The sequence below is a fragment of the Pseudonocardia tropica genome (genome assembly GCF_040105315.1).
Taxonomy (GTDB): domain Bacteria; phylum Actinomycetota; class Actinomycetes; order Mycobacteriales; family Pseudonocardiaceae; genus Pseudonocardia; species Pseudonocardia alni.
Genome location: NZ_JBEDNP010000012.1, coordinates 128,594 through 145,210 on the forward strand (window position 1 = coordinate 128,594; position 16,617 = coordinate 145,210).

Sequence of the window (16,617 nt, forward strand, 5' to 3'; positions counted from 1 at the left end):
GGTCCGCGGCGACCGGGACGACACCGGACTTCGGCGCGCCGGTCGCCGGGCTGCGCACCGCGCGGTGCAGCCCGCCTGGTCGCACTGCGGGTCGTGCCCCAGGTGGCGCTCGTGCCGATCGTCGTCATCCGGTTCGGCTTCGGCCCCACCTGAGCCGCAGCGCCCGCACGTCGACGCCGGGTGTCGGTCAGCGCCCTCCGCAGCGGGGTGTGGAACGACGCCCGCATCCCCGTCGCGGGCACGACCAGCAGCACGGGTGCACCGGGTGCAGGGTCGGCTCCGGCGGTGCCGGGGCCGGGGCGGTCCAGGACGGTGGTGACGGGCACGCCGGTGATCCTCTCCCGGCCGAACGCCGGTTCAGGCCTGCGCCCCCGCCAGGGCGCGCAGGCCGGCGTCGAACACGGCCATGGCCTCGTCCACCAGCTGGGTCAGCGACGGCGAGCGCGGGTCCGCGCCGTGGTCGCCCAGCCAGTGCTGCACCGCGACGCGCAGCCCCGTCACCGCGGCGGCCGCGGCCAGGGTCGGGTAGAGGTCGCGGGCCGGGTCGGACCCGGTCCGGGCGACGACGGCGTCGGCCAGTGCCCGCTCCAGGGCGGCGAACGCGGCCATCTGGTGCGCGACGATCGTCGGGTGCCCCCGCAGCGCCCGCAGCGCCTGGACCCGGTCGAGGTAGCCGGGGTCGGTGACCACGGCGCGCAGCGCCCGGCGCAGCGACTCGGTGACCGGCTCGTCGTCGGGGCGGGCGGCGAACGCGGTCAGCAGGGTGTCCGCCGACGCCGCGTTGCCCGCGACGACCGCCTCCTCCTTCGAGGTGAAGTAGTTGAAGAAGGTGCGGGGCGCGACGTCGGCGGCGTCGGCGATCTGCTCGACGGTCACCGCGTCCGGACCGTGCGCGCTGCACAGCCGCAGCGCGGCCGCGGCGAGTGCGGCCCGGGTGGCGGCCTTCTTGCGCTCGCGACGCCCGGGGGCGGCCTGCTCAGCCACGGTCGGCCCCCGTCCGCTCGCGCTCGGGCGCCTCGATGACCGAGACGAGTTCGTGTCGGGCCGGCTGCCCGTCGGCGGTGCCTGCCGTGCCGTCGGCGGGTGCGCCGGCCGGCAGGTCGACGTCGAGGCGGAGCCCCTCCGCGCCGACGGTGACCCGCCGGGCGGCGGGACGACCCTCCCAGCGGTACACGGTGGACACGATGCCGGTGGCGACGCAGATGCGGTAGTGCCCGTCGGCGTCGGCGCGGGTGCGGCCGAGCTCGTCGCCGGTGCCGTCGAGGACGGTCAGCACGGCACCGCCCGCCGGGGCGCCGTCGGCCCGCACGACCCCGTGCAGCACCGGACCGGTCGGACCCGTCGGCGGGGCCGGGACGGTGGCCGCGGCACCGGACGCCGGACCGTCGGGCTTCTCGATGTCGAGGGTGTCGCGCAGCGGGACCTCGCGCAGGGCCAGGATCGCGAGCAGGGCCAGTACGGCCAGCGGCGCGGCCACCAGGAAGATCATCGAGGTGGCGTGGCCGTAGGACTCCATGACGATCGAGCGCACCGGCTCGGGCAGGTCGGCCAGGTGCGGCACCTGCCCGCCGCCGACGGCCGCTCCGCCGTCGACACCGGCGTCGGCCAGCCCGGCCGCGGTCCGGGACCCGACCACGGAGGCGAGCAGCGCACCCAGCCCCGCGACGCCGGCCGAGCCGCCGAGCGAGCGGAAGAACGTCACCGTGGAGCTCGCGGCGCCCATGTGCCGCAGTGCGACGGTGTTCTGCACGGCGAGCACCAGGTTCTGCTGCGTGGTGCCGACGCCGATGCCGACCAGCGCCATCGCGACCGCGACCAGCCAGTACGGCGCGGTCGAGGAGATGACCGCCGCCCCGAGCGACAGACCCGCGGTCAGCGAGACCGCGCCGCCGACGAGGTAGCGCTTCCAGACGCCGGTGCGGGTGATCAGCTGGCCCGCCACGTTCGACGCGCCGAACATGCCGACGATCATCGGCAGCGTGAGCAGCCCGGCCTCGGTGGCGCTGGCGCCCCGGGCGAGCTGGAAGTACTGGGACAGGAAGATCGTGGAGCCGAACATCGCGACGCCGACGAACAGGCTCGCGACGGTGGCGAGCACGACGGTGCGGTCGCGGAACAGGAACGGCGGCACGACCGGGTCCTTCGCCCGTCGCTCCACGACGACCGCGCCCACCAGCAGCACCAGGCCGGCGCCGATCAGGCCGAACGAGGTCGGCGAGGCCCAGCCGAACTGCTTGCCGGCCAGCGAGGTCCACAGCAGCAGCGCCGAGACCGCGGCGGCGATGAGGGTGGCGCCCAGGTAGTCGATGCTGGGGCGCTCGCCGTCGGCGCGGACGGGGGTGGGCACGTTCAGGGTGCGCTGCAGCACCAGCAGCGAGATCGCCGCCAGCGGGACGCCGACGAAGAAGCACCAGCGCCAGCCCAGCGGCGAGTCGACGATGATGCCGCCGAGCAGCGGACCGCCGACGACGGCGATCGACATGATCCCCGAGAGGTAGCCCATGTACCGGCCGCGCTCGCGCGGGGTGATGATCGCCGCGATCACGACCTGGGTCAGCGCCTGCAGGCCGCCCATGCCGAGGCCCTGCAGCACCCGGAAGCCGATGAGCTGCCCGGTGGAGACCGCCAGCCCACAGAGCAGGGAGCCGACCAGGAAGATCCCGATCGCGGCCTGGACCAGCAGTTTCTTGGAGTAGAGGTCGGCCAGCTTGCCCCAGATCGGGGTCGAGGCCGTCATCGCCAGCAGCGACGCCGAGACCACCCACGTGTACTCGGCCTGGGTCCCGCCGAGGTCGCCCAGGATCCGGGGCAGCGCGTTCGACACGATCGTGCTGGACAGCACGCCGACGAACAGCGCCATCAGGAGGCCGGTCAGGGGGAGCAGTACGTCGCGGCGGTGGGCCGCGGCCTCCTCGGGGGTGCGCACGGGGCGGGTAGTTGACGTCACGCAACGAGTCTGACCCAAAGATGCAGGCTGTGCAACTTTGCCGGACGTGCGTGCGCGCACGGTCTGCACGGTTGCGCCGGACCGTACGCGCGACGACGCCCCGCGACCGGCGGGGACCGGTGGCGGGGTGTCGCCTGCGCCGCGTGCGCTCCGGGCGGGCGGCGGTCAGGCCGCCGCGCTGCCCTCCGGCCGCACGGCCAGCCTGGCCAGGCGCTTCTCGGTGGGCCAGCGGACGTTCCACGCCCAGCCGAGCCGCTCGAACAGCCGGATCGTGCCGGCCGAGATGTCGATCTCGCCGCGGCCGACGCCGTGCCGTGCCGAGGTCGGGTCGGCGTGGTGCAGGTTGTGCCAGGACTCGCCCATGCTGGGGATGGCGAGCAGCCAGACGTTGGTGGAGCGGTCCCGGGCCTTGTACGGCCGCTCACCGACGAGGTGGCAGATCGAATTGGTCGACCACGCGACGTGGTGCGACACCGCGACCCGGACCAGCCCGGCCCAGAAGAACGCGGTGAACGCGCCCCACCAGGACCAGGTCACCAGGCCGCCGACCAGGCCGGGCCCGAACACCGACAGGATCGTCAGGACCGTGAAGCCGCGGTGCACCCGGTCGATGTCGGGGTCGGCGAGCAGGTCCGGGGCGAAGCGGCGCTGGTCGGTCAGGGAGCGGTCGAAGATCCAGCCCATGTGGGCGTGCCAGAACCCGCGGACCAGCGCGGCGGGGGAGGTGCCGTAGCGCCACGGCGAGTGCGGGTCGCCCTCGGCGTCGGCGTAGGCGTGGTGGCGGCGGTGGTCGGCCACCCAGTGCCGGACCGGGCCCTGGACGGCGAGGCTGCCCGCCACCGCCAGCGCGATCCGCAGCGGCCGGTTCGCGGTGAACGAGCCGTGCGTGAAGTAGCGGTGGAACCCGACGGTCACCCCCAGCATCGACACGACGTACAGGCCGAGTGCGAGCCCGGCGTCGAGCCAGGTCAGGCCCCAGCCCCAGGCGAGCGGGACCGCGGCGACCAGCGCGACCGCCGGGACGATCGCGAAGGCGTAGACGAACAGGTGCGGGACGGGATGCCGGAGCCGGTCGGAGAAGTCCGAGCGCGGCGCGGGCCGGGTGTCGGTCACACGTCCGATGGTTCCGGCTCGCACCAGAACGGACAGTGGGGACAACCCCCCTCACGCGCCGTGAGTGGGGGCTCCGAAGGCCGTGACGGGCCGGGCCGCCTCCCGCAGCACCGGCTCCACGCGCTCGCCGAACGTGGTGACTCCGTCGACTCCCGCCTGCGGCCCACCGCACCTCTCCCTCTGCGGAAGGGTGGGTTCTACACGGTCAAGATTGGCGGGTCGATATGTCGTCCACCACACTCGGGTCAGATGACCCTGCTGACCTGCGGACGTCGACCGGAACGGGTCAGGCAGGCAGGGTCCCGGAATCGCCCCAGGCGGTGGATCGTGCAGCAGAACACTCCCCTGTGCCGCATCTGTGAACGATGCTGGTCGTCGGTCGCGGACGGCTCGGTCTGTCGGATCTTCCGGCACTCCGACCCCGCGACCCCTGCGGAGAGGCCCACCTTCTCCTACCGGCACCTCGACGGTGACCCGGCGTGCAGCGGAGCGCAACAGCCCGAGGCGAAGAAGGGGTGGGCCGCATGAGCGCACCTCGCGTGCCGGGACGCGCGCTGCGCCCGGTCCCCGCTCCGGCGTCGCCCGCCCGGACCGTGCCGCCGCCGGGCGACCCGATGCCGGTGTCGCCGGGCGACCCGGAGCGGCTGCGCGAGAACCTCGGAGTCGTGCTGGCCGGTCTCCGCTGGCCCGCCTACCGCTGGCAGGTCCTCGCCGAGGCCGAGGCGTGGGGGGTGAGCGGGGTGGTCCGCCAGCAGTTGCTCCCGCTGCCCGACGGGCGGTACCCGTCGTTCGAGGCCGTCGTCGAGGTGCTCACGGCCGCCGCGCGTGGCCGGCTGCGCACGGCTCCGGTCCGGCCCGCGGTCGGCGCCGACCGGCTGCACCCCGCCGAGCGGGCCGATGTCCCGCCGCGCCTGCCGCGTTCCTTCGGCAGGCCCGCACCCGCGCCGGGGCACCGACCGGCCTGACCTCCGACGGGGCCGTGCGACCGCCCCGGACGGTGGTGGGGTCGAGTCGGCCGGGGTCGGCGGTCCCGAATCCGCCGGCCCCGGCCGGAGCGACCACCCGTCCGCTCCCCAGCGACGGGTGGTGGGTCCTCGGGGTGCGCGGCCCGCGACGAGGCGGGCGTGTGCCGGTGGGAGACCGACTGCTCACGCGAGGTGATGTATATCACGCGGTGCGGCCGGATTGGTCCGGTTTCCCCGAACCGGGCCACGGTATCGATCAAGCCGTCCGTGCGCGTGTGGACCGCGGAGCACCGGGAAGGCCGCGGGTATCCGGGCCCGGGCGGGCCCGGCGCGGCGAGGAGGCGGACGTGGCGGGGCAGACGGCGATCGGGTTGGCGGTCGAGACGGCGGGACCGGGGGTGCGGCTGGTCCGGGTGTCCGGGCGGCTGGACCGTCCGGGAGTGGAGGCACTGGCGCGGATGCTCGACGCCCAGGCGCGGTGCGGCCGGACCCCGGGACACGTCGTCGTCGACCTCTCCGGGGTCAACGCCTTCGACGGGCCCGCCACCGAGCGGCTCGGCGCGGTCGTCGCCCGTTCGGGTGCCGACGGCGTGCGCCTGCACCTGGCCGGGTGCGGCGGCCGGGCCGAGCTGCTGCCGCTGCGCGCCCGCCAGGTCCTGCAGCGCTGCAGCGCCTTCCCCTCCGCCGAGGTCGCCGTCCGGACGCTGACCGCGGCCCGCCCCGGTACCGCCGGTGCTGCCGGGACCGTGCCCGGACCGCGCCGGGCCGGCGACGACCGCGCGGGCGGCCGGCCGGTCTCCTCCGGTACCTGACCCCGGCCGGCCCCGGGGCCGTCAGCCCGCCGCGTCGAGGGCGCGGCGCACGGCGGCCGCGCCGTCCTCGTCGAGCTCGCCCCAGCACCGCAGCCGGGACAGCCCGCCGTCGGGGAACACGTCCAGACGCAGGTGGGTGGCCGGTGCGGCGCCGGGCAGCAGGAACCGGTGCCGGGTGTCGGGCTGCACCCGCTCGCGGTCGCGCAGCACCGTCCACGACCCGCCGGTGCGCTCGTCGCGGGTGCTGACCGAGACCCGGCCCGGCGCGTTCCCGACGAACCAGGTCGTGTCGACCTCCACGTGCCGCGGGACCCCGCCCGCGGCGAGCGCGAACTCGACCCAGTCGTTGCCGCCGTCGCGGCGCCGCGCGTTCTCCCAGCCCTCGCCCATGTGCCGCGCAGTCCCGGGCAGCAGCAGGTTGCCGGGGGAGGAGTAGAACTCGTCGGAGCAGCCGGTGACGTGCCCGCCGTTCTCCGCCGCGAGCAGGTCGACGGTGCCCTCGAGGAACCGCGGGTCGGGCAGCACCCGGCCCGGCACCCGGAACCGGGCGATCCCGCCGTCCGGGTGCATGATCAGCCGCAGGTGGGTGGCCCGGCGGGTGTCGGCCACCGGGTAGACGTTCGCCGTGTCCCCGGCGCACGCCGAGCGCGGCACGATCTCGTGCCAGGGTGCCTTCTCCAGCTCCTCGGGCGAGGGGTGACCGTCGACGGCGGTCGCCTCGACGGCGATCTCCGGCGGGTAGTTGCCCCTGAACCAGGAGGTGTCGACGACGACGTGGTCCACCACGCCCGGCGCGCCCAGGCGGACCACCGCCCAGTCGTGGCCGGGCTCGCGGCGGCGACGGGTCTCCCAGCCGTCGTAGACCTTGCCCTTGAGACCGAACTCGTCGGGGTCGAAGCGGGGCGGGGCGGCGGTGATGAGGTTCTCGCGCTGGGCGAAGAACTCGTCGTTCGCGGCGACGACCGAGCCGCCGAGCGCGCGGGAGGCCAGGTCGATGAGCGAGGGGTCGGTCACGGTCTGCTCCTGATCATCGGACGGGTGGGGGACGGGTGGTCGGTGGCGATCCGGGCGCCGAGCAGGCGCAGCAGCTCGGCGGCGCGGTCGAGCGCGTCGCGCTGGTCGAGGGCGGTGTCGGTCAGGGCGTAGGTCGCGACGAAACCCGCGGCCCGCAGCGCGGCCGGGCCGAGGGTCACCTGCCCGGCGACGGCGACGACCGGGGTCCCGGCCGCGCGGGCGGCGGCGGCGACCCCGGCCGGGGCCTTGCCGTGCAGGGTCTGGGCGTCCAGCCTGCCCTCCCCGGTGACGACGAGACCGGCGCCGGCCAGCTCGTCGTCGAAGCCGGTCAGCTCCAGGACGGTACCGACGCCGGGTGCGACGCGCGCCCCGCAGACGGCGGTCAGCGCGAGCCCCGCCCCGCCGGCGGCCCCGGCGCCGGGTGCCGCGGCGAGCGTGTCGGCGTCTCCGCCGGTGGCGGCGGCGAGCACCCGCACCCAGCGGGCCAGCGCGTCGTCGAGCGCGGCGACCCCGGCGGCGTCGGCACCCTTCTGCGGGCCGTAGACGGCTGCGGCGCCGTGCGGGCCGAGCAGCGGGTTGTCGACGTCGGCGGCGAGCCGGACCCGCACGGCCGGGTCCCGCAGCCGCGGGTGCAGCCCGGCCAGGTCGAGCCGGTCGGCCCGGGCCAGCGCCGCGCCGCCCCGCCCGACCTCGGCGCCGCCGGCGTCCAGGACCCGGGCGCCGAGCCCGCGCAGCAGCCCGGCGCCGCCGTCGGTGGCGGCACTGCCCCCGAGCCCGACGACGACGTCGGTGCACCCGGCGTCGAGCACCGCGGCCAGCACGGTGCCGAGCCCCTCGGTGCCCGCGCCGCCCGGGTCGCGCACCCCGCCGGGCAGGACCGCGAGCCCGGCCGTCGAGGCCAGCTCCACCAGCGCGGACACGCCGTCGCGGGCCCAGACGGCCGTCAGCGGAGCCCCGGTGGGGCCGGTCGCGGTGGTCGTGACCGGCTCCCACCCGGCGGCGAGCGCCGCGGCGACGGTGCCCTCGCCGCCGTCGGCGACCGAGCAGCGGCGCACCGGACGGCCCGGGTCGGCGTCGGCGATCCCGTCCGCGAGCGCGTCGGCGACGGCGGCGGCGTCCAGCGAGCCCTTGAACTTGTCCGGGGCCAGCAGGATCGCGCTCACCGGCGGTGGGCCAGCGCGGTCGGGGCGTCGGCGGGGGTCTCGGCGAGGTCCTCGAACTCGGTGACGGCGTCGATCTCGGTGCCCATCGCGATGTTCGTGACCCGCTCCAGCACCACCTCGACCACGACCGGCACCTTGTGCTCGCGGGCCAGCTGCGACGCCCGGCGCAGGGTCGTGGCGATCTCGTCGGGCTCGGTGACCCGCAGCCCCACGCAGCCCAGCCCCTCCGCGACGCGGACGTGGTCGACGCCGTAGCCCTTGGGCAGCCCGGTCAGCTCCTCGTCGGCGTGCATGTTGTCGAAGGCCAGGGAGACCTGGAAGTCCATGTCGAACGCGCGCTGCGCCTGCCGGATCAGCCCCAGGTAGGAGTTGTTGACCACGACGTGCACGTAGGGCAGCCCGAACTGGGCGCCGACCGCGAGCTCCTCCAGCATGAACTGGAAGTCGTAGTCGCCCGAGAGCGCGACCACCGGGGTCGACGGGTCGGCGACGACGGCGCCCAGCGCGGCCGGGATGGTCCAGCCCAGCGGGCCGGCCTGGCCGCAGTTGACCCAGTGCCGGGGCCGGTAGACGTGCAGGAACTGGCCGGCCGCGATCTGGGACAGCCCGATCGTCGTCACGTAGCGGGTCTCCGGGCCGAAGACCCGGTTCATCTCCTGGTACACCCGCTGCGGCTTGATGGGGACGCAGCCGAAGTCGGTGCGCCGCAGCAGCGTCGCCTTCCGCTCCCGGCACGACTCCGCCCACGCGCCGCGGTCCGGCAGCGTCCCGGCGTCGCGGCGGCGGCGGGCCTCGGCCAGCAGGGCGCGCAGCGCGGCCCCGGCGTCGGAGACCACGCCGTAGTCGGGGGCGAAGACCCGCCCGATCTGGGTGGGCTCGATGTCGACGTGCACGAACCGGCGCCCGCGCCGGTAGGTGTCGAGGCCCCCGGTGTGCCGGTTGGCCCAGCGGTTCCCGATCCCGACGACGACGTCGGAGGCCAGGAAGGTCGCGTTGCCGTAGCGGTGCGCCGTCTGCAGCCCGACCATCCCCGCGGCCAGCGGGTGGTCGTCGGGGATCGTGCCCCAGCCCATCAGGGTCGGCACGACCGGGACGCCGAGGATCTCGGCGAGCTCGACGAGCTCGGCGGAGGCGTCGGCGTTGACGATCCCGCCGCCGGCGACGATCAGCGGCCGCTCGCCCTCGGCGAGCAGGTCCAGCACCCGCGACGCCTGCGGGCCGGTCATCGCGGGGCGGTGTACCGGCAGCGGGGCGTAGGTGTCGGGGTCGAAGTCGATGACGGTCTGCTGCACGTCGATCGGCAGGTCGATCAGCACGGGACCGGGCCGGCCGGACCGCATGAGGTGGAACGCCTGGGCGAACGCGCCCGGCACCTGCGCCGCCTCGCGCACGGTCATCGCCATCTTGGTGACCGGTGCCGCGATGGCCGCGATGTCGACGGCCTGGAAGTCCTCCTTGTGCAGCCGCGCGACCGGCGCCTGCCCGGTGATCGCCAGGATCGGGATCGAGTCCGCCGACGCCGAGTACAGCCCGGTCACCATGTCGGTGCCCGCCGGGCCGGAGGTGCCGATGCAGACCCCGATGTTGCCCGGACCGGAGCGGGTGAAGCCCTCGGCCATGTGCGAGGCGCCCTCGACGTGGCGGGCCAGGACGTGGCCGATCGTGCCGCGGTCGCGCATCGCGGCGTAGAAGGGGTTGATCGCCGCGCCCGGCACGCCGAACGCCTGCGTGGCACCCTCGGCCTCCAGGATGCGGACGGCGGCCTCGGCCGCGGTCATCCGGGTCATGACGACTCCCCGTTCAGGCGGCGGACGGCGCGGTGCAGGGCGGAGTGGTCGAGGCCGCCGTCTCCGGCGGCCCGGGTGGCGGCGACGAGCTGGGCGACGAGCGCGGCCACCGGGGCGACCACCCCGGCCTCGCGGGCGGAGTCGGCGACGATGCCCATGTCCTTGTGGTGCAGGTCGATCCGGAAGCCGGGGGCGTAGTCCCCGGCCAGCATCCTCGGGGCCTTCTGGTCGAGGACCTTCGAGCCGGCGAGCCCGCCGCCGAGCACACGGACGGCGGCGTCGAGGTCGGCGCCGTGCGCACGCAGGAACTCGATCGCCTCGGCGAGCAGGGCGATGTTCCCGGCGACGATCAGCTGGTTCGCGGCCTTGACGGTCTGCCCGGCCCCGGACGGGCCGACGTGCACGACGGTGCTCCCGACGACGTCGAGCAGCGGGCGGGCGGCGGCCACGTCGGCCTCCGCCCCGCCGACCATGATCGACAGGGCGGCGTTCTCGGCGCCGGCCTGGCCACCGGAGACCGGGGCGTCGAGCATCCGCAGGCCGCGCTCGGCCGCTCGGGCGGCGAGGTCACGGGCGACGTCGGGGCGGATCGTGGAGAAGTCGACCACCAGGGTGCCCGGCTCCGCGGTGTCGAACACGCCGCCGTCGCGGGTGCAGACGTCGACGACGTCGGGGGAGTCGGGCAGCATCAGGGCGACCACGTCGGCGCCGGTCACCGCCTCGGTGACCGTCGCGGCGGCCCGGCCGCCGTCGGCGGCGAGGGCCTCGGCCTTCTCGGGGCTCCGGTTGTGGCCGACGACGTCGTGCCCGGCCTTCACGAGGTGGCGGGCCATCGGGCCGCCCATGATCCCGAGGCCGACGAACGCGATGGTGCTCATGCGGGGGCTCCTTCCCGGGTCAGCCAGCCGAACGGGTCGGCGGTGACGGGCTTGTACTCGAGGCTGACCGGGCCGTGGTAGCCGGCGGCGACGACCCGGGCGAGCAGGTCGGCGATAGGCAGGTCCCCGGTGCCGGGTTCGCCGCGGCCGGGGGCGTCGGCGATCTGGACGTGGCCGATCCGGTCGGAGTGGCGCTCGATCGCGGCCGCGGGGTCGTCGCCGTTCACGGCGAGGTGGTAGACGTCGAGCAGCAGCCGCAGGTGCGGCGACCCGACCCGGTCGAGCACGGCGACGGCGTCGTCGGCGGTCTTCAGGGGGTAGGCGTCGACGCCGCTGACCGGCTCCAGCAGGGCGACCGCGCCGATCCGGGCGGCCGCGTCGGCGGCCAGTGCGAGGTTCCGGTCCGCGGTCTCGTCCTGGACGCGCGGGTCCAGGACGTCGCGGCGGTTGCCGTACAGGGCGTTGAAGCCGAGCGTGCCGAGCCGCTCGCCGATGCCGACGGCGACGGCGACGTTGTCGGCGAACTCGCCCGCGCGGGCGGGGTCGGACAGGATGCCGCGCTCGCCCGCGGGCATGTCGCCCGCGGTGAAGTTGAGCCCGGTGAGGGTGACGCCGGCGTCGGCGACGGCGGTGACGAAGGCGTCGACCTCGTGGTCGCCGGGCACGGAGTCCGCGAACGGCCACCAGAACTCGACGGCGTCGAAGCCGGCCGCCGCGGCGGCCGCGGGCCGGTCGAGCAGCGGCAGGTCGGGGAACACGATGGAGCAGTTGACGGTGTAGCGCACTTCAGGGGCCTCCTCGGTCCTCAGGCGGGCTCGGGCAGTCCCCGGTAGGCCCGCCACCCGCCGTGGGCGGTGATGTCGGTGAGCTCGTCGCGCCGGCGCTCCAGCACGCCGGGCCGCAGCCCGACGGCGAGGACGTCGCGGCCGTCGTCGAGCTCGATGACGGTGAGCTCGAGCTCCGGCGGCTCGTCGGGCAGGAAGTCGGTGCGGATCGCCGAGAGCGGGACGTCGTAGATCTCCCCGGCCAGCGCCACGCCGCCCGACGGGTCCTCCAGCAGGGCCGGGAACTGGTCGCGTACCGAGTACATCCGGTAGTGCGGAGCGGTCCGGACCCCGCCCAGGAACGGGTGGGCGGACACGTTGTGGTGGAGCCGGCCGCCGCGCATCGCGTCACCGGAACAGAAGAGGGCAGTCACCGGAGCCTCCGATCATTCCGCAATGCGGAAAAGTGATTCCGTTGTGCGGTGTGAATCGGACCACGGCCTGCGGGGGCTGTCAAGCATCGTCGTCGCCGATGACCCCTTGACGCTTGCGTGACCGGCGCCATAGCTTGATTCCGCTAGGTAAGAGATTCGTTTCACATCGCGGAAATCAGCGCGTTACGTTCGACGCGCCACGACGTGGGAACCGAGGTGGCCCCGATGACGGGACCCGGAACGAGCGACCGATCCGCAGCAGCCCCGACCGGTGAGCGGGTGGCCGCCGTGCCCGTCACGCAGGACGGCGCCGACGCACCGAGCCCCCGGCTCTACAACCGCGACCTCGCGCCGACCACCGTCGAGGGACGGTCGTGGAAGGCCTACAACATCTTCACCCTGTGGGCCGTCGACGTGCACAGCCTGGGCAACTACGGCTTCGCCCTCGGCCTGTTCGCGCTCGGCCTCGGCGCCTGGCAGATCCTGGTCTCGCTCGGCATCGGTGCGCTGGTGCTGTTCGTGCTGCTCACCGTCGCCGGGTACATGGGCTACCGGACGGGCCTGCCGTTCCCGGTGATGAGCCGGATCTCCTTCGGCGTGCGCGGTGCCCAGCTCCCGGCCCTGGTGCGGGGTGCGGTCGCGATCGCCTGGTTCGGCATCCAGACCTACCTCGCCACCCGGGTGCTCGTCGTGATGGTCCTGGCCGTGGCGCCGTCGGCCGGTGCGCTGGAGCAGGTGTCGTTCCTGGGGCTGTCGGTGCTGGGCTGGATCTGCTTCGTCGTCCTGTGGGTCGTGCAGGTGGCGATCCTGCTGCGCGGCATGGACGGCATCCGCCGCTACGAGGCCGTCGCCGGCCCGATCGTGCTGGTGACCCTCGCGGTGCTCGCGGGCTGGGTGCTGTGGCAGACCGGTGGCGACATCGCGCTGTCGGTGCCCGAGCCGCTGACCGGCGGGGCGATGTGGGTGCAGATTCTCGCCGGGGCGTCGCTGTGGACGGCGATCTACGGCACCTTCGTCCTCAACTTCTGCGACTTCACCCGCGGCGCGGTGTCCACCGGAGCGGTCCGGCGTGGCAGCTTCTGGGGGATCCTGCCGAACACCCTGTTCTTCGGTGTCGTGGTCGTGGTGCTGGCGGGCGGCCAGCTGCGGATCGGCGGCCAGGTGATCTCCAGCCCGGCCGACGTCGTCAACACCATCCCCAACACCCCGCTGCTGCTGGTCGCCTCCGCGGCGCTGCTGATCCTGACGATCGCGGTCAACCTGATGGCGAACTTCGTGGCCCCCTGCTACGCCCTGTCGAACCTGTTCCCGCGGGTGCTCGACTTCCGCCGGGCCGGGGTGGTGAGCGCGCTGATCGGGCTGATCATCCTGCCCTGGAACCTGTACGACTCCCCGGTGGTGATCACCTACTTCCTGGGTGTGCTCGGCGCGCTGCTCGGCCCGCTGTTCAGGATCGTGATGGCCGACTACTGGCTGGTCCGGCGCGGCCGGATCGACGTCCCCGCGCTCTACACCGAGGCGAGCACCGGCGCCTACCACTACCGGGGCGGGGTCAACCGGCGCGCGGTCGCGGTGTTCGTGCCGTCCGCGGTGGTCGCCGTCGCCGTCGGGTTCGTCCCCGCGCTGGAGCCGGTCGCGCCGTTCAGCTGGTTTCTCGGCGCCGGGGTCGCGGCGCTGCTGACCGTGCTCGTCGCCCCGCGCGGACGGACCTACCGCGCGGTCTCCGGGGAGCCGCTGGCCGTCGCACCGGCCGGGGGCCACTGATGAGGATCGTCGTCGTCAACGTCAACACCACGGTGTCGGTCACCGAGGCGATCGCCGCGTCGGCCCGCTCGGTCGCCGCGCCCGGCACCGGGATCGTCGGGCTGACGCCGCGGTTCGGCGCCGAGTCGGTCGAGGGCAACCTGGAGAGCTACCTGGCCGCGGTCGGGGTCGCCGACGCCGTCGCGCGTTACGCCGCCTCCGGCGAGCGGTTCGACGCGGTGATCCAGGCCGGCTACGGCGAGCACGGCCGCGAGGGCCTGCAGGAGATGCTCGACGTGCCCGTCGTCGACATCACCGAGGCCGCCGCGACCACCGCGATGTACCTCGGCCACCGCTACTCGGTGGTGACCACCCTGGACCGCACCGTGCCGCTGATCTCCGACCGCCTGCTGCTGGCCGGGCTGGACCGGCGCTGCGCCTCGGTGCGCGCCTCCGGGCTCGCGGTGCTGGAGCTCGAGCAGGACCCGGATCGCGCGGTCGCCGCGATCGTCGAGCAGGCCCGGGTCGCGGTCGAGCAGGACCACGCCGAGGTGATCTGCCTCGGCTGCGGCGGCATGGCCGGGCTGGACGCGAAGGTGCGGGCGGAGACCGGGGTGCCCGTCGTCGACGGGGTGCAGGCCGCGGTCACCGTCGCCGAGTCGCTGGTCCGGCTCGGCCTGACCACCTCGACGAGCCGCACCTACGCGGCACCCCGTACCAAGAAGATCACCGGATTCCCCCTGGAGATGTCATGACCAGCTACGACCTGGTGGTCCGCGGGAAGCGGATCATGACCACGGCGGGCGAGCAGCCCCGCGAGATCGGCGTGGCCGGCGGGCGGATCGTCGCCATCGAGCCGCTCGGCAACGGCCTCGACGGGGCCCGGGTGATCGACCTCGCCGACGACGAGGTGCTGCTGCCCGGCCTCGTCGACACCCACGTGCACGTCAACGAGCCCGGCCGCACCGAGTGGGAGGGCTTCGCCTCGGCCACCCGGGCCGCCGCGGCGGGCGGGGTCACCACGATCGTCGACATGCCGCTGAACTCGATCCCGCCGACCGTGGACGTCGCGGCGCTGGAGGTGAAGCGCAAGGTCGCCGAGCACCAGGCGTTCGTCGACGTCGGGTTCTGGGGCGGCGCCGTGCCCGGCAACCTCGGTGACCTGCGCGGGCTGCACGATGAGGGCGTCTTCGGGTTCAAGTGCTTCCTGCTCCACTCCGGCGTCGACGAGTTCCCGCCGCTCGACGCCGACGAGATGGAACGCGACATGGCCGAGCTGGCCACCTTCGACGCCGTCATGATCGTGCACGCCGAGGACTCCCGGGCCATCGAGAAGGCCCCCACCCCGCACGGCGCGAGGTACGACACCTTCCTGCGCTCGCGCCCGCGCGGCGCGGAGAACCTGGCCATCGCCGAGGTCATCGAACGCGCCCGCTGGACCGGGGCCCGCGCGCACGTGCTGCACGTGTCCTCCTCCGACGCGCTGCCGATGATCGCCACCGCCCGGCGCGACGGTGTCCGCATCACCGCCGAGACCTGCCCGCACTACCTGACGCTGTTCGCCGAGGAGATCCCCGACGGCGCGACCACGCACAAGTGCTGCCCGCCGATCCGCGAGGCGTCGAACCGGGAGCTGCTCTGGGAGGGGCTGCTCGACGGCACGATCGACTGCATCGTCAGCGACCACTCGCCGTCGACGGTCGAGCTGAAGCTGCTGGAGTCCGGCGACTTCGGCCAGGCATGGGGCGGTGTGTCGTCGCTGCAGCTGGGCCTGTCGCTGGTGTGGAGCGAGGCCCGCCGGCGCGGCATCGGGCTCGCGCAGGTGGTGCAGTGGATGGCGTCGAAGCCCGCCGACCTGGTCGGCCTGCGCTCCAAGGGCCGGATCGCGCTCGGCTACGACGCCGACCTCGCCGTCTTCGCCCCCGACGCCGCCTACGTCGTCGACCCGGACCGGCTGCACCACAAGAACAAGGTGAGCGCCTACGCCGGCCGGTCGCTGTCCGGCGTGGTCCGGCGCACCGTCCTGGGCGGCCGCGACGTCGACGTGTCCGGGGAGCCGCACGGCTGCCTGCTGCGTCGCGGCTCGGTGGAGCGGGTGACCGGCGCGCCCGGGGCGCCGGACGCGGCCGACGTCCCCCCCGCGCCGCCCGAGCAGGGCTAGACTTCCGTCATGCGGAAGAACGACCCCGACAGCCGTGTCGACGCCGGTGCGGAGGTCACCGCGTCCGCACCGGCCCGCTCGGGCACCGTGCAGTCCGTGGAGCGGGCCGTGGACCTGCTGGAGGCGATGGCCGACGCGGGCGGGACGGTCAGCCTGTCCCACCTCGCGGCCACCTCCGGGCTCCCGCTCCCGACCATCCACCGGCTCGTCCGGACCCTGGCCGGGCGCGGCTACGTCCGCCAGCAGTCCTCGCGCGAGTACGCCCTCGGCCCCCGCCTGGTGCGCCTCGGCGACACCGCGGGACGCCTGGTGGGCATGTGGGCGCGCCCGCGGCTCGCCGGCCTGGTCGACGACCTCGGGGAGAGCGCGAACCTGGCGCTGCTGGAGGGGAACCAGGTCGTCTACGTCGCCCAGGAGCCCGGCCGGCACTCGATGCGGATGTTCACCGAGGTCGGACGACGGGTGTCGCCGCACTGCACCGCCGTCGGGAAGGCGCTGCTGGCCCGGATGCCGGTCGAGCGGGCGCGGGAGGTGCTGCGGCACACCGACTTCGTGCGGCACACCGACAACACGATCACCTCGCCCGAGGAGTACTTCGCCGAGCTCGACAAGGTCCGTGCCGCCGGGTACGCCGTCGACGAGGGCGAGCAGGAGCTCGGGGTGCGGTGCGTCGCCGTCGCCCTGGACGGGCCGCTGCCCGCCGCGGTGTCCATCTCCGGCCCGACGACCCGGATGACCGACGTGCTGCTCGACTCCGCCGTGCCGAAGCTGCAGTCGGTGGCCGACGCGCTGGTCGCCGAGCTGGCCCGGCAGGACGCCGCGGGGGCCTGAGGGGC

15 protein-coding genes are annotated in these 16,617 nt (G+C 74.8%); 6 read left to right on the forward strand and 9 right to left on the reverse strand.

Annotated elements, in window-relative coordinates:
• Positions 1 to 357: 357 nt before the first annotated feature.
• The 3 genes from WHI96_RS20215 to WHI96_RS20225 all read right to left on the reverse strand — a co-directional run bounded on the left by WHI96_RS20215 (position 358) and on the right by WHI96_RS20225 (position 4,060).
• Positions 358 to 984 (reverse strand): TetR family transcriptional regulator, encoded by a 627-nt coding sequence (locus WHI96_RS20215; RefSeq protein ID WP_345644989.1) that lies wholly within the window; start codon positions 982 to 984, stop codon positions 358 to 360.
• A complete protein-coding gene (locus WHI96_RS20220) occupies positions 977 to 2,947 on the reverse strand; it encodes an MFS transporter (RefSeq protein ID WP_345644992.1) in 1,971 nt (656 codons plus the stop codon). Before WHI96_RS20220 ends, WHI96_RS20215 begins: the two co-directional genes overlap by 8 nt.
• 165 nt (positions 2,948 to 3,112) lie before the next feature.
• Complete coding sequence (locus tag WHI96_RS20225; RefSeq protein ID WP_425571592.1) at positions 3,113 to 4,060, reverse strand: acyl-CoA desaturase; 948 nt, start codon at positions 4,058 to 4,060, stop codon at positions 3,113 to 3,115.
• 524 nt (positions 4,061 to 4,584) lie between these two features.
• On the opposite strand from WHI96_RS20225, the gene WHI96_RS20230 reads away from it, so the two are divergent.
• The gene (locus WHI96_RS20230; RefSeq protein WP_345644995.1) at positions 4,585 to 5,025 is read left to right on the forward strand and encodes a hypothetical protein; all 441 of its coding nucleotides are present in this window, start codon (positions 4,585 to 4,587) and stop codon (positions 5,023 to 5,025) included.
• Positions 5,026 to 5,372: 347 nt separating this feature from the next.
• Entirely contained in the window at positions 5,373 to 5,837 is a 465-nt protein-coding gene (locus WHI96_RS20235; RefSeq protein ID WP_345644998.1) for an STAS domain-containing protein, read from the forward strand.
• Between the two features lie 21 nt (positions 5,838 to 5,858).
• On the opposite strand, the gene alc is transcribed toward WHI96_RS20235, so the two are convergent.
• From alc to WHI96_RS20265, 6 genes are read right to left on the reverse strand one after another with little or no spacing between them, the layout of a single operon-like run.
• Positions 5,859 to 6,851, reverse strand: coding sequence for an allantoicase (gene alc / locus WHI96_RS20240; RefSeq protein WP_345645001.1), 993 nt, complete (start codon positions 6,849 to 6,851; stop codon positions 5,859 to 5,861).
• Complete coding sequence (locus WHI96_RS20245) at positions 6,848 to 8,014, reverse strand: glycerate kinase (RefSeq protein ID WP_345645003.1); 1,167 nt, start codon at positions 8,012 to 8,014, stop codon at positions 6,848 to 6,850. Before WHI96_RS20245 ends, alc begins: the two co-directional genes overlap by 4 nt.
• Positions 8,011 to 9,801 carry a glyoxylate carboligase gene (gcl, locus tag WHI96_RS20250; RefSeq protein ID WP_345645006.1) on the reverse strand — a complete coding sequence of 597 codons (1,791 nt, stop codon included), beginning with the start codon at positions 9,799 to 9,801 and terminating at the stop codon, positions 8,011 to 8,013. The genes WHI96_RS20245 and gcl overlap by 4 nt, the downstream gene beginning before the upstream one ends.
• The gene (locus WHI96_RS20255; RefSeq protein ID WP_345645008.1) at positions 9,798 to 10,679 is read right to left on the reverse strand and encodes an NAD(P)-dependent oxidoreductase; all 882 of its coding nucleotides are present in this window, start codon (positions 10,677 to 10,679) and stop codon (positions 9,798 to 9,800) included. Before WHI96_RS20255 ends, gcl begins: the two co-directional genes overlap by 4 nt.
• Entirely contained in the window at positions 10,676 to 11,464 is a 789-nt protein-coding gene (locus WHI96_RS20260) for a hydroxypyruvate isomerase family protein (RefSeq protein WP_345645010.1), read from the reverse strand. The genes WHI96_RS20255 and WHI96_RS20260 overlap by 4 nt, the downstream gene beginning before the upstream one ends.
• Positions 11,465 to 11,484: 20 nt before the next feature.
• Positions 11,485 to 11,877, reverse strand: coding sequence for an allophanate hydrolase-related protein (locus WHI96_RS20265; protein ID WP_345645012.1), 393 nt, complete (start codon positions 11,875 to 11,877; stop codon positions 11,485 to 11,487).
• A 288-nt stretch (positions 11,878 to 12,165) separates the two neighbouring features.
• On the opposite strand from WHI96_RS20265, the gene WHI96_RS20270 reads away from it, so the two are divergent.
• The 4 genes from WHI96_RS20270 to WHI96_RS20285 are packed head-to-tail and all read left to right on the forward strand — an operon-like array spanning position 12,166 to position 16,612.
• On the forward strand, positions 12,166 to 13,641 hold the full coding sequence (locus WHI96_RS20270; protein ID WP_345645015.1) for an NCS1 family nucleobase:cation symporter-1: 1,476 nt from the start codon (positions 12,166 to 12,168) through the stop codon (positions 13,639 to 13,641).
• The gene (locus WHI96_RS20275) at positions 13,641 to 14,375 is read left to right on the forward strand and encodes an aspartate/glutamate racemase family protein (protein WP_345645018.1); all 735 of its coding nucleotides are present in this window, start codon (positions 13,641 to 13,643) and stop codon (positions 14,373 to 14,375) included. Before WHI96_RS20270 ends, WHI96_RS20275 begins: the two co-directional genes overlap by 1 nt.
• Positions 14,372 to 15,781: an allantoinase AllB gene (gene allB, locus WHI96_RS20280; RefSeq protein ID WP_345645021.1), complete on the forward strand. Its 1,410-nt coding sequence runs from the start codon at positions 14,372 to 14,374 to the stop codon at positions 15,779 to 15,781. The genes WHI96_RS20275 and allB overlap by 4 nt, the downstream gene beginning before the upstream one ends.
• 9 nt (positions 15,782 to 15,790) lie before the next feature.
• On the forward strand, positions 15,791 to 16,612 hold the full coding sequence (locus WHI96_RS20285; protein WP_345645024.1) for an IclR family transcriptional regulator: 822 nt from the start codon (positions 15,791 to 15,793) through the stop codon (positions 16,610 to 16,612).
• The last annotated feature ends 5 nt before the right edge of the window (positions 16,613 to 16,617 follow it).